Source organism: Streptomyces thermocarboxydus (assembly GCF_024760485.1).
Classification (GTDB): Bacteria; Actinomycetota; Actinomycetes; order Streptomycetales; family Streptomycetaceae; genus Streptomyces; species Streptomyces cellulosae.
Genome location: NZ_CP058273.1, coordinates 742,452 through 754,933, shown reverse-complemented (window position 1 = coordinate 754,933; position 12,482 = coordinate 742,452). Strand labels below are relative to the sequence as shown.

At 74.7% G+C, this 12,482-nt stretch carries 12 protein-coding genes and 1 pseudogene; 4 read left to right on the top strand and 9 right to left on the bottom strand.

The features are described 5' to 3' along the window. Window positions 1-4: 4 nt before the first annotated feature. A complete protein-coding gene (locus AY578_RS03500) occupies window positions 5-1,252 on the top strand; it encodes a cation:proton antiporter (RefSeq protein WP_019524676.1) in 1,248 nt (415 codons plus the stop codon). 79 nt (window positions 1,253-1,331) lie between these two features. Here the strand turns inward: AY578_RS03500 and AY578_RS03495 are convergent, their stop codons facing one another. Further along, a complete protein-coding gene (locus AY578_RS03495; protein ID WP_019524675.1) occupies window positions 1,332-2,405 on the bottom strand; it encodes a DNA polymerase III subunit beta family protein in 1,074 nt (357 codons plus the stop codon). Window positions 2,406-2,487: 82 nt separating this feature from the next. Between AY578_RS03495 and AY578_RS03490 the strand changes: the two genes are divergently transcribed. After that, entirely contained in the window at window positions 2,488-3,042 is a 555-nt protein-coding gene (locus AY578_RS03490; protein WP_199781940.1) for a hypothetical protein, read from the top strand. On the opposite strand, the gene AY578_RS03485 is transcribed toward AY578_RS03490, so the two are convergent. Continuing rightward, the gene (locus tag AY578_RS03485; protein WP_019524673.1) at window positions 3,008-3,496 is read right to left on the bottom strand and encodes a hypothetical protein; all 489 of its coding nucleotides are present in this window, start codon (window positions 3,494-3,496) and stop codon (window positions 3,008-3,010) included. The genes AY578_RS03490 and AY578_RS03485 overlap by 35 nt on opposite strands. 187 nt (window positions 3,497-3,683) lie before the next feature. Continuing rightward, entirely contained in the window at window positions 3,684-4,076 is a 393-nt protein-coding gene (locus AY578_RS03480) for a DUF5997 family protein (RefSeq protein ID WP_020700109.1), read from the bottom strand. A gap of 58 nt (window positions 4,077-4,134) precedes the next feature. On the opposite strand from AY578_RS03480, the gene AY578_RS03475 reads away from it, so the two are divergent. Then, window positions 4,135-4,929 (top strand): LysR family substrate-binding domain-containing protein, encoded by a 795-nt coding sequence (locus AY578_RS03475; RefSeq protein ID WP_258902022.1) that lies wholly within the window; start codon window positions 4,135-4,137, stop codon window positions 4,927-4,929. A gap of 21 nt (window positions 4,930-4,950) precedes the next feature. Here AY578_RS03475 and AY578_RS03470 read toward each other — a convergent pair whose 3' ends face one another. The 3 genes from AY578_RS03470 to AY578_RS03460 form a co-directional block, all read right to left on the bottom strand. After that, window positions 4,951-5,700 carry a DUF4142 domain-containing protein gene (locus AY578_RS03470; RefSeq protein ID WP_019524670.1) on the bottom strand — a complete coding sequence of 250 codons (750 nt, stop codon included), beginning with the start codon at window positions 5,698-5,700 and terminating at the stop codon, window positions 4,951-4,953. 143 nt (window positions 5,701-5,843) lie between these two features. Then, window positions 5,844-6,557 carry an HAD family hydrolase gene (locus tag AY578_RS03465; RefSeq protein WP_161108230.1) on the bottom strand — a complete coding sequence of 238 codons (714 nt, stop codon included), beginning with the start codon at window positions 6,555-6,557 and terminating at the stop codon, window positions 5,844-5,846. A 22-nt stretch (window positions 6,558-6,579) separates the two neighbouring features. Beyond that, window positions 6,580-7,056, bottom strand: coding sequence for an Lrp/AsnC family transcriptional regulator (locus AY578_RS03460; protein ID WP_161108231.1), 477 nt, complete (start codon window positions 7,054-7,056; stop codon window positions 6,580-6,582). 203 nt (window positions 7,057-7,259) lie between these two features. Here AY578_RS03460 and AY578_RS03455 point away from each other — a divergent pair, with 203 nt between their 5' ends. Beyond that, window positions 7,260-8,747: an FUSC family protein gene (locus tag AY578_RS03455; protein WP_258902021.1), complete on the top strand. Its 1,488-nt coding sequence runs from the start codon at window positions 7,260-7,262 to the stop codon at window positions 8,745-8,747. Window positions 8,748-9,730: 983 nt separating this feature from the next. On the opposite strand, the gene AY578_RS03450 is transcribed toward AY578_RS03455, so the two are convergent. From AY578_RS03450 to AY578_RS03440, 3 genes and pseudogenes are all read right to left on the bottom strand, one after another. Beyond that, entirely contained in the window at window positions 9,731-10,654 is a 924-nt protein-coding gene (locus AY578_RS03450; protein ID WP_086020165.1) for a sirohydrochlorin chelatase, read from the bottom strand. Between the two features lie 84 nt (window positions 10,655-10,738). Beyond that, a pseudogene (locus tag AY578_RS03445) lies at window positions 10,739-11,742 on the bottom strand (BadF/BadG/BcrA/BcrD ATPase family protein). Continuing rightward, a complete protein-coding gene (locus AY578_RS03440; protein ID WP_026243782.1) occupies window positions 11,739-12,416 on the bottom strand; it encodes a uracil-DNA glycosylase in 678 nt (225 codons plus the stop codon). The pseudogene AY578_RS03445 and the gene AY578_RS03440 overlap by 4 nt, the downstream one beginning before the upstream one ends. Between the last annotated feature and the right edge of the window lie 66 nt (window positions 12,417-12,482).

Genomic DNA, 12,482 nt, shown 5'->3' with positions numbered 1-12,482 from the left:
GCGCGTGCACTCTTCCGCGATCTTCCTCATCGAATTCGGCGCGATCATCCTCGGCCTCGGCCTGCTCGGCCGCCTCGCCGGACGCCTCCAGTTCTCTCCCATCCCCCTCTACCTGCTGGCCGGCCTCGCATTCGGCGAGGGCGGCCTGCTGCCGCTCGGCGCCAGCGAGGAGTTCGTCGCGATCGGCGCCGAGATCGGCGTCATCCTGCTGCTCCTCATGCTCGGCCTCGAGTACACGGCCAGCGACCTCGTCTCCAACCTGAAGACGCAGTACCCGGCCGGTCTGGTCGACATGACGCTCAACGCCCTGCCCGGCGCCGCCCTCGCCCTGCTCATGGGCTGGGGCCCGGTCGCCGCCGTGGTGCTCGCGGGCGTCACCTGGATCTCCTCGTCCGGCGTCATCGCCAAGGTCCTCGGCGACCTCGGCCGGCTCGGCAACAGGGAGACCCCGGTCATCCTCAGCATCCTCGTGCTCGAGGACCTGGCGATGGCCGTCTACCTGCCGATCATCACCGCCCTGCTGGCCGGCGTCAGCCTCGCCACGGGCAGCGTCACCCTCGCCATCGCGCTGGGCGTCGCCGGCCTCGTGCTCTTCGTCGCCGTCCGCTACGGCCGCGTGATCTCCCGCTTCGTCTCCAGCGACGACCCGGAGAAGCTGCTGCTCGTCGTGCTCGGCCTGACCCTGCTGGTCGCGGGCCTCGCCCAGCAGCTCCAGGTGTCGGCCGCCGTCGGCGCCTTCCTCGTCGGCATCGCGCTGTCCGGCGAGGTCGCGGAGGGCGCGCACAACCTGCTCGCCCCGCTGCGCGACCTGTTCGCCGCGGTGTTCTTCGTCTTCTTCGGCCTGCACACCGACCCGCAGTCCATCCCGCCGGTCATCCTCCCGGCGCTCGGCCTGGCCATCGTCACCGCCCTGACGAAGATCGCCACCGGCTGGTGGGCGGCCCGCCGGGCCGGCATCTCCGCCAAGGGCCGCTGGCGCGCGGGCGGCACCCTGGTGGCGCGCGGCGAGTTCTCCATCGTCATCGCCGGACTCGCCGTCACCGCCGGCATCGAGCCCCGGCTCGGCCCGCTGGCCACCGCGTACGTCCTCGTCCTGGTGATCATCGGCCCGCTCACCGCCCGTTACACCGAGCCGATCGCGATGTGGCTGGCCGGGCGGCGGACGCCCGCGCCCGACACCCTGCTCGCCCAGCGCTCCACGCCCGCCGCGGAGACGCTGGAGCCGCTGGAGGACAGCGGCCGCGACCGCTGAGACGCCTGTACGTACGGCCCGGACGGCCCCTGCGAGGGAGCCGCCCGGGCCGTCGTGCTTTCCGGAGACGGATCGTGTCTCAGTCGGTCAGGCGCACCGGCATCAGCAGCGAGAACGTGTGCGCGTCGCCGGGCCGGCGGATCGCGACCGGGGCCGTGGGAGCGCCGAACTCCAGGACCAGCCGGTCGTCGGCCGCCGCGGCGAGCGCGTCCAGCAGGAACGCCCGGTTCACCGCCACGAGGTCCGGGCCGTCGGCGCCCTCCGGCACCGGCGTGACCCGTCCGTCCTCCGACAACTCCAGGACCGTCAGCTCGGACTTCGCGCCGCCGTCCTCGTGCAGCCGCACCGGACCCGTGCGCACCGCCTCCGTGAACGCGGACGCGTCCACCTCGGCACGGCGCCCGGCGGGCAGCCGCACCAGACGCCGGTAGTCCGGGAAGTCCGGCTCCAGGAGCCGCCCGCCGGTCTGCCGGTCACCGGCCTCCAGGGTCACGCGCCCGTCGTCCACGGCGAGACGCACCTCGTCCTCACCGTCCAGCAGCGCCCGCATCGCGTCCGCGAGCGGCAGCGGCACGGTCGCCTGCACCCGGCCGCCCCCGTGGCCGACGGCCGTGGTGCGCGCCACCGCCATCCGGTAGCGGTCGGTCGCCACGACGTGCAGTTCGTCGCCCTCGGCGTCCAGATGGACGCCGGCCAGCACGGGCAGTTCCGGGTCGGTCCCGGCCGCGAAACGGACCGCGTCCAGTGCCCCGGCCAGACCGGGACCGGACACCGAGAGCCGGGCGGCGGAACGGAGTGAGGTCATGGGGAAGTTCTCCCTGTCGTCGAGAAGGTCACGAAGCGCGGAGAACTCGACGCGAGCGGCCGACAGCCCCTCCTCCAGCCGGCGCAGATGGGCCTCCAGAAGCCGCCGTACGAGATCGGTGTCGGCGGCCGTCCAGCCCGCCAGCACCAGCCGGACGTCCGCCAGCGGCATGCCCGTACGGCGCAGCCGGGCCAGCACCCGGGCCTCACCGAGCTGCTCCGGCGCGTACCAGCGGTAGCCCGTGACGGGGTCGACCTGGTCGGGGACCAGGACCCCGGCACGGTCGTAGAACCGCAGGGCGCTGACGCCCAGCCCGCTCTCACGGGCCATCTCACCGATGCTGCGCATCTCGCTCTCCACATCTCGGACCCTGCCGCCTCGACCAGGTCGAGGGTCAAACCCCGCCTCCCCGACGCGTACGGCCGGCCGGGTGACGATGTCACCCCCGCGGGCGGAGGTGGAGCCCACGGCGTACCACGGGCGCACGGCGGCGCGTTGCTCCGGCATGGACAGCACTGGGACGGCGCGGCGCCTTCTCGGGCACGGCGCCGTGAGCCGGCCGTACGCGCAACTGACCGGCGGCCATGTGGCGAACACACCGATCTACGCGGAACTCGTCGCGGAGTGGCGGGCGAAGGGGCACACGGTCCCGGGGCACCGGGAGGGGCTGTGGGCGTCCTTCGCCGTGATGACGGCGGGCGACCGAGGCCCGGCGCCCGCGGTGCCGTTCCGAGTTCCCGTCCCCTTGCTGGCTCCGAAGGGCTCGGGGGCGGCGTCCGGCGGGACCTCGAGGGAGGCGTCCGAGGGGGTGCCTCCCCGGGAGACGCCCGAGCCGGTGCCCTCCGGCCGGCGCCGCGGGGAGCCGCCCGGGGCCGTGCCGTCGGGCGAGACCACGCCCTCGGCGGCGGAGCCGCAGACGGCCGTACCCGGACAGGCGCCCGAGCCGGAGCTCACCAGCCGCCCGGCCCCCCAGCCTCCGCACTGACCGGCGCCAGCACCGCCAGCGTGCCGGTCGCCCGCCGCAGCGCCCGTTCCAGCGGCTCCGCCGCGTGCAGCGTGCCCGTGCCGTCCGGCGGGACCAGCCACTCCAGCCGCCCGGAGGGCCGGTACGGCGGCGGAACCGCGATCCACGACCCCCGCCCCACGTGCCGGACTCCACAACCCACCCACTCGCTGTCCGGGTCGGGCGGCAGGAAGAAGCCCACCCGGCGCGCCGTGACGTCCACCAGCGTCGGACCGGGCAGCTCCAGCGGATCGCTCCACAGCAGGTCCAGGGCCAGCAGCCCGAGGCGGTCGGGGACGCTCAGCACGTCCCAGTACCGGCCGGCCGCGAGCAGGGCCGTGCCGTGGCCGTGGTCCCACTGGCGTTTGCACTCCTGCGGGTCCGTGGCCGCCGCGGCCAGCCATTCGACGGCCTGCTTCCACCTGGTGTCGTGCATGTCCCACCCCGGGCACGGTCGGGCGCACCGCCACGGGCGGGTGCGATAGCGCCACATGGTGGTGCATATATCTGTTCTCCGGAAGGGGTGGGACGGCGCCGGATTCCCGGCCTGCGGGGAAGCGCAAGCGGAACACCCCCGGACCGGGGTCCCGGCCGGGGGTGTTCGTGCGGTCGACGGGGCGACCTCAGTCGTCGTCCTTCGCGCTCTCGCGTTCACGCTGCTTCAGCCGGGCCGCCTCCTTGCGGACCTCGGCCTGGGTCGCGCGCTCCCGCTCCAGCCACTCGGGGCGCTCCTGCTTCAGCGCCTCGATCTGCTCGGTGGTGAGCGGCTCGGTCACGCCGCCACGGGCCAGGCCGGAGATCGAGACGCCCAGCTTGGCGGCGACCACCGGGCGGGGGTGCGGGCCGTCGCGCCGCAGGTCCCGCAGCCACTGCGGGGGATCGGCCTGGAGCGCGTTCAGTTCCGCTCGCGAGACCACGCCCTCCCGGAACTCGGCGGGGGTGGCCTCGAGGTACACACCCAGTTTCTTCGCCGCGGTCGCGGGCTTCATCGTCTGGGTGCTCTGGTGCTGCGTCATGGCGTCCAGGGTATCGAGCGTGTGCACGGCCGCCGACCACGGCCGGTAACCTGGCCAGGTGACCGGCCCGGAAGTGTCCCCCTCGTTCCGCCTCGTGTACGTCCCCGGTGTGATGCCCGACAAGTGGGTGCGCGTCTGGAGCGAGCGGCAGCCCGACGTCCCGCTGACCCTCACCCAGGCTCCCCCACAGCCGGCGCACGGGATGCTGCTGGACGGCGAGGCCGACGCGGGCCTCGTCCGGCTCCCCGTCGACCGGACGGTGCTCAGCGCCATCCCCCTCTACACCGAGCAGACCGTGGTCGTGGTCCCCAAGGACCACCTGGTCACCGCCGCCGACTCGGTCACCGTCGAGGACCTAGCGGACGACATCGTGCTGCACCCCCTCGACGACGTGCTCGGCTGGGAGACCCTGCCCGGCCGCCCCGCGCTGGAGCGCCCGGCCACCACCGCCGGCGCGGTCGAACTGGTCGCCGCCGGGATCGGCGTGCTCGTCGTGCCGCTGTCGCTGGCACGGCTGCACCACCGCAAGGACCTCACCCACCGTCCCCTGGAGGACGCCCCCGCCTCGAGCGTGGGTCTGGTCTGGCCGGAGGCGGCGACCACGGATCTGGTCGAGGACTTCATCGGCATCGTGCGCGGCCGGACCGTCAACAGCACCCGCGGCCGCCGGCCGCAGCCCGCGCAGGAGAAGCAGACGAAGCAGAAGAAGGCGCAGCCCGGCGGAGCGGACGGCGGACGCCGCCGGCAGCCGTCCGCGGGGACCTCCGGCCGCGCCCGGCGGGGGACCGGGGGCGGCACCGGCGGCGCAACGGCCAAGAACCCGCGACGGGGCAAGCCCCGCCGCAGGTCCTGAACCGCGGGCCGCGGACGCGCGTCAGCGCACCGTGCCGGACGGCGACGGCGCCGGGGAGGCCGTGTTGAGGTCCTCCAGCTCCTTCGGGATGGGCAGGACGAGCACCGGCGAGCCCGGCTGCGGCGCCGGCGGCGTCACCTGCTCGTTCGGCAGCTTCGGCGGGCTGGTCTGCTGGAAGTTCACCTGCTCCTGATTGACCAGACCGGTCTTCTCCAGCACCGTGATGTGGTCCAGCACGGTGTCGTTGGCCTGGTCCGCCAGCTGCCGGATCAGCGTGTTGCGGGTGTTCGCGCGGATCTTGGCGATCACGGGGAAGATCTGCCCGTGCGTCACGCGCATGATGTTGACCGCCGTGGAGTCGAACTCCTTGCCGCTGGTGGCCTTCACCGTCTCCACGAAACCCTGCTGCTGCGGCGACGCCTGGTTCGGCAGCGTGATGCCGAGCTCCAGGGAGATCTTGCGGCAGCTGGCGTCCAGCCGGCCGTGCCCGACCACCAGGTGCTGGCCCGCCTCCTTCATCTCCGGCGTCGTACCGCGCTCCATCGCGAGCAGCCCCAGCGGGTGCTCCCACAGTCCGGCCGCACGCACCTTCACCACGAAGTCACGGTCCGCCTCGGTCAGGGGGCCGTAGTTCGTGTTGGCCACCACCCGGTCCTGCGTGGTGGATGTGGTCTGTACGCCCAGCATGGTGGGATAGGCGAGCGCGGTGAGGGTCAGAATCATGGCTCCGCCCACGAACGCGGTTCCTGCCGTGCTGCGCGAGATGCGCATCGTGCCTCCTGGGTTAAGAACGGCCCAACAGCAGGAAGTACGGACGCGGAGCGCGTAACAATCAGCGTTCCGGAAAGAATTTTCGGCCGCTTGGGCAAACGGGTCCCGGGCCCGTCGCGCGGCGGCTTTCGAGCCGGTGCAGGTCAGCTCCGGCGGGCGGTGTCCGCATCCGCCGCGGTCCCGGTCAGCCACCCCCAGGCCGCCCGCGCCGTGAACTCCGACTGGCCGCCGCGCAGCAGCAGGCCCGCCGTGGCGAATTCCGGCGCGCCGGCCTGCGCGGCGACGTACGGGACGGCGATGCAGCGCATCCCGGCCGCGTGCGCGGCGGCCGCGCCCGGCGCCGCGTCCTCGACGACCACGCAGTCAGCCGGGTCCGCGCCGAGCCGCCGCGCCGCCTCCAGGAACACATCCGGGGCCGGCTTGCCGTGGGCGACCTCGTCGGCCGACACGGCGGTGCGCAGATGCGCGTCCAGGCCGGTGCCGGCCAGGATCAGGTCGATCGCCTCCGCCGACGACCCCGACGCGACGGCCATCGGGACGCCCTCGTCCGCCAGCCGCTCCACGAAGGCGCGCATCTCGGGGAACACCGTCGTCTTGGTCCGGGCCAGCTCCAGGTAGTGGCGGTTCTTCACCGCGACCAGCTCGTCCACCGACGCGGACAGGCCGTACCGGCGGCGCCAGTCGGCGATCGTCTCGCGGGTGCTGATCCCGACGTACCGCTCGTGCTCGGCCCAGGAAAAGTCCGGGACGCCGTATTCGGCAAGCGTCCGGCGCCCCGCCTCGTAGTAGTTCGGCTCGCTGTCCACGAGTGTTCCGTCGAGATCGAAGACGACCGAGAGAGTGCCGAGTGTGCTCATGTGACCAGCATGGCAGGGGCGGCTAGCCCCGCGCCGACCGGCCGATCGACTCCACCAGGGGCAGCAGCCGGTGCGGCACCCGCTCCCGCAGCGCCACCTCCGTCCGGGTGCGGACCACGCCCGGCATACCGATCAGCTTCTGGATCACGTCCTCCAGATGGGCGTTGTCCCGGGCCACCACCCGGGTCAGCAGGTCGCCGCCGCCGGTGATGGAGAACGCCTCCATGATCTCCGGCACCGCGGCCAGCGCCTCGCCCACTTCGTCGAGATGCCCCTGGGTGACCTCGACGTGCACGAACGCCAGCACCGGGTGGCCCAGCGCGGCGGGGGAGAGGGCGGGGCCGACGCCGGTGATCACACCCTCGCGCTCCATGCGGTCGAGGCGCGCCTGGAGCGTGCCGCGCGCCACGCCGAGGATGCGCGCGTACTCGCGCACGGAGGTGCGCGGCTGCTCGAGCAGCAGCCGCAGGATGCGGGTGTCGAGTTCGTCCACGGCCATGAGGTCGTCGCTCCGGAGCCGGCCATTGGCACGGTGATGGCCCAAGGGATGCCGTCATGACTGTACCAATGGCTCACTGTGCTGAGGCTCGGTTGAGCCACTGGTGGCGGAGATGCTGATATGGGTGAGTCGATGGCGCTGCGGGACCCGCGGCGCCTTTTTCATGCCACGGCACATGGCGTACGAGATGCAGGGGGCGGTAGGTGCTGAAGAAGGTGTTCATGGCTCCGGATCCGGGACGGATCCGGCTGCGGTTCGCGACCCGGGCCGTGCTCGGGATCGGGCTGGCCGTCGTCGCCTGCGGGCTCGCCGGGCACTCCCTCACCGGTGCGATCACCGGCGGACTCGCCGCGCTCCTCGCCCTGTTCACCGTCACCGACGCCACCGTCCGCGGGCAGGCCGTCACCACGGCCCTGCTGCCCGCCGTCGGCCTGCCCGTGCTGGCCGTCGCCGCCGCGCTCCAGGATCACGCCGTGGCCCGCGACGCCGCCTTCCTCGCCGTCGTCGGGCTCGGGGTGTACGCCAGGCGCTGGGGACCGCGTGGTCACGCCCTCGGCATCTTCGCCTTCATGCTCTTCTTCGCGGCGCAGTTCCTGCACGCCCACACCGGCCAGCTCGCCGAGCTGTCCGTCTCCGTGCTGCTGTCCGTCGCGACCGCGGGCGCGGTGCGGTTCGGCCTGTGGTGCTACGAGCGGCGGCTGCCCCCGGCGGCCGTGCCCGCACCGCCCGGCGGCACCGGGCTCGCCCGCATCACCACCCGCCAGGCCGTCCAGGCGAGCGCCGGCGCCGGGTTCGCCCTGCTGGCGGGGCAGCTGGTGTCCGGGGAGCGCTGGTACTGGGCCGTCGGCGCCACCTGGTGGGCGTTCGTCAACACGACCTCGCGCGGCGAGACCCTGGTGCGCGGCTTCCGCCGCGTGCTGGGCACGATCATCGGCGCGGGGCTCGCCCTGTTCGTCGCGCTTCCCGCGCACGGCGACGCGGCGCTCACCGTGCTGGTCGTCGCCGTCGCCGTCTTCGGCATCTTCTACACGGCCGCCCTCTCGTACACCTGGATGATGCTCTGGGTGACGGTCCTCGCCGCCATGCTGTACGGCCTGCTGGGCGTGCTCACCCCGTCCCTCCTGGCCCTGCGCATGGCGGAGACCGGCGTCGGCGCGCTCGGCGCCGCGCTCGCGGTGGTCTTCGTCCTGCCCGTGTCCACGCACAGCGTCACCGACGCCTGGATCCAGCGGGCGCTGCGCTGTGTCCACGCGTGCACGGCGCAGACGGCCGCACGGCTGGCCGGCGCCCCGGATGCGGACCCGACGCCCACGGTCGCGGAACTGGAGCAGCTCCTCGCCCGCGTACGCCTCTCCGTGGCGCCCCTCGTCCACCCGCTGAACCCGATGCTCGGCCGCAAGCGGCGGGCCCGCCAGGTGCTCGGCCTGCTCGACGACTGCGCCCGCGAGATCCGCGGCCTGGTCGCCGTCGCCGCCCACCCGGAGGCCTCCCACGACGCCCGCCTGGCCGCGGCCTGCTGGCGCGTCGAGGCGGCGGTCGAGGCCCTCACGACGGGCCGCGACATCGAACCCCGCACGGCGCCCGCCGCCACCGAACCGGCCCTCGCCCACCTCCACACCCTGGAACGCACGCTCGCGGAGTTGGCTGCGCCCTTGCGGACACCGTCGGGCTCGCCGCTGGTGGGCGCGTGAGGGGTGGCGTGGCCGCCGGCTGAACGGGGGCCCCGAGGCGCGGCTCGGTCAGCTGTCGGCTCGCGCTCACCCGCCCGGCCACCCCGGCCGGGTCCCGTACGCCCTGCGCCGGGCACGAGGCTCCCCCCTCGTCCGGCGGTGCCGCTCGCCGGAGGGCGAGCCGTGTCGCCGCGGCCGTCCGCCGCCGGCTCGCGCCATTCGCTCGTCCTCGGCCGTGGGGCCGCACCCACCCCGGGCCCGTGAGCCGCGCAGGGGCGGCTGCACCCGGCGCCATCGGGCGCTGAGCGCAGCCGAGACGGCCGTATGAGGCGCGGGAACCAGGTGCGCCGGTCGCACTAGCCGTTGGCCCACGGCCAGGTTCGTTACCTGGTGTCGGCCGACGGGCTCGGTGCGCCCCTGCCGGGCGGCTCCGTGCGCCTGAGGACTGGCAGGGGGACCGTTCCTGGCGGCTCGCCGCGCAAGCCGGTGAGCCCGGCCGGTCCAGGGCGCTGTGCCGGCGCTCCGGGTGCCCCCTCCTCCGGCGGTGCTGTCCGCCGGGAGACCGGCGGTGGGGTGGTTCCCAGGCCCCCGGCGGCGTGCCCGCCGGTACCTGTCGCGGCGTGGGCGGACCCGGCGCTCCGGGTGCCCTCTCCTCGGGCGGTGCTGCCCGCCGGGGGACCGGCGGTGGGGCGGTTCTCACGCCCCCCGGGGGGGGCGTGCCCGCCGGTACCTGTCGCGGCGTGGGCGGACCCGGCGCTCCGGGTGCCCTCTCCTCGGGCGGTGCTGCCCGCCGGGGGACCGGCGGTGGGGCGGTTCCCACGCCCCGGGGGCGTGCCCGCCGGTATCTGTCGCGGCGTGGGCGGACCCGCGCCGACGGCTGGCCGCATTCACCGGTGAGCCCGGCCAGGAGGGCCCCAGCCCGGCAGGGAGGCCCCCACGCCAAAGAGCCCGCCCCGGTCAACCGGGGCAGGCTCCTCAGGCGTCCTGCGGATGAGGCGGCCGCGTCAGCGGGCCGGGGTGCTCTGGGGCTGCTGGGGGGCGATCCCCAGGGCGGTCGTGTACTTGGCCAGGGCCAGCTTGCCGATCGCCGGGTAGGGACCGAGCGGCTCGGACGCCGGGCAGTCCGCCTCCTTCGCGGCCTCCTCGACGAGCGAGGCGTCGATCTCCGGGCCGATCAGGTACGGCGCCAGCGCCAGCTGCTGCGAACCGGCGTTGCGCAGCTGGTCGGCCACGGAGGCGATGGAGCCCTCCTGGTCGAGCGCCGCGGCCATCACCGGCACGGCGAGGCGCGCGGCGAGCAGCATGCCGGTGATGCCGGCCGCCTGCACCGCCTCGTCGCCGCCCACGGAGGCCAGGATGATGCCGTCCGCGGCGGTCGCCACGGTGAACAGCCGGGCGCGGTCGGCACGGGCCAGGCCGGCCTCGGAGAGCCGCACGTGCAGCGCCTCGGCGAGCAGCGGGTGCGGGCCGAGGACGTCGGTCAGCTCGGCGGCGACGCGGCTGTCCATGACGGCCTGGCGCACCTGGCGCAGCAGCGCGCTGTCCGGGCCGGCGAGCAGCGGCACGACGACGGCGACGGGGCCGTCGGGCTCCTTGACGTCGGAACCGGCGGCACGCGCCTGCTCGTAGCGGGCGGTGCGCTCCTCGGCCGCGTGCGCGAGCACGGAGGTCAGCGAGGGGAACTCCTCGTCGTCCCCGTCGAGGTAGCCGATCCGGGCGTCGAGACCGGGCAGCTCGGACCGTGCGATGCTCACGACCTCGTCGGCGAGCGAGCGGGTGGCACTACTGGGCGTACCCGGCACGGCGAGGACGAGCGCGGGCGCGTCCTCGGGAGCCACCAGGGGTTCGGGACGGCGGTGCCGTCCGGGCTGGCGGGGGCGCGGCATTCGTACGGGCAGGCCGGACGCGGGCCCAGTGGGGGTGCTCATGTTGCCGCATGTTAGTGGCTTCCGGGGGTCTCCTGTTCGGGGAGGGTGCAGGTGAGCGGTATCCGTCCGGTTTTGTCGGATGAGTTACGTACGGGTGTCGGCCGTGACGGTGACGCCCGTTCCCTCCGTGCTCGTCACGCACAGCATCCTCCCGTCACTCGGAAGAGCGAGCGGACCAGCGGAAAGGTCTTCGGCGAGCCGCACCGCCCCGTCGAGCGGACCGCCCTCGGCGGGCACCCGCCGCGCGTGAGGCAGCAGTTCCGCCAGCCGCTCCTCCAGCGGCGTCAGCAGCACCTCGCCGAGCCGAGAAGCCCGCCGGTGCAGCCGACCGCGGGGCGCCCCCTCCGCGGGGCACACCGCGGCCGCCGAGTCGGCCATGTGCCGGGCCGCCTCCCGCACGATGCCGAGGGCACCGGGTCCCCGTCTCCGCGCGCGCGCCACGCGCGGGCGAACGAGGCGAGCACCGCCGCCCGGTCCGCGCGCGGGTACACCTGCCCCGGCAGCCCGGTCACCGGACCGAACATCTCCTCCGCGTCCGCCAGCAGCCGCGCGGAACCCCCGGCCCGCCCGTCGTGCGCGCGCAGCGCGGCCTCGAGCCCGGCCCGCCCGATCCAGGCGCCTCCGCCGCAGTCGCCGAGCAGATGCCCCCAGCCGTCCGCCCGCCGCCACCCGGCCAGATCGGTGCCGATCGCGATGAGGCCGGTGCCCGCCGCGATCACCGCGCCGGGCCGGGGCCCGAGCGCTCCCACGTACGCCGTGACCGCGTCGGCCGCCAGCGCCGCGCGCCTGACCCCCAGTTCCCGGGCCAGGGCGTCCGGCAGTTCCGCGCGGAGGGCGTCGCCCAGGCTGGCCATCCCCGCCGCGCCGATCACGGCCGTGTCCAGCTGTTCCAGCCCCGCCTCTGCGCGCAACGACCGCGCCATGGGCACCAGTTGCTCCAGGAAGTGGACCGGGTCGATTCCCCGCTCGCCCGTGCGCACCGGCACGTCCGAGGCGGCCCGCGCCAGCGGACCGCGCCCGGGGGCCCCGACGACGGCCCGCAGCCCGGAGCCGCCGGAGTCCACGGCGAGGTAGCCGGCTGCGGTCACGGCAGGCGCCAGTCCACCGGCTGCCCGCCCTGACGGATCAACAGGTCGTTGGCCCGGCTGAACGGACGCGAGCCGAAGAACCCGCGGTCCGCCGACATCGGCGACGGGTGCGCCGACTCCACGGCGGGCAGATCACCCAGCATGGGGCGGCAGTTGCGGGCGTCGCGCCCCCACAGGATGGAGACCAGCGGCTTGCCGCGTGCGGCCAGCGCGCGTATCGCCTGCTCGGTGACCTCCTCCCAGCCCTTGCCGCGGTGGGCGCCCGGCTTGCGCGGGGCGGTCGTCAGCGCTCTGTTGAGCAGCAGCACGCCCTGCTCGGTCCACGGGGTCAGGTCGCCGTTCGACGGCTGAGGCAGGCCCAGGTCGCTGTTGAGCTCGCGGAAGATGTTGATCAGGCTGCCGGGCAGCGGGCGCACGTCGGGGGCGACGGAGAAGCTCAGGCCCACCGCGTGCCCCGGCGTGGGGTACGGGTCCTGCCCGACGATCAGGACGCGTACCTCGTCGAAGGGCTGCTGGAAGGCCCGCAGGACGTTCGCCCCCGCCGGGAGGTAGGTGCGTCCGGCGGCGATCTCCGCGCGGAGGAAGTCCCCCATCGCGGCGATCCCCCCCGCCACCGGTTCGAGGGCCTGCGCCCAGCCCGCTTCGACGATCTCGTTCAAGGGTCGTGGTGCCACGGGCGTCACCCTACTGCCGCGACGACTGCGGCTATCAACCCGTGGCCCGAACCCGGCGGGATCCGC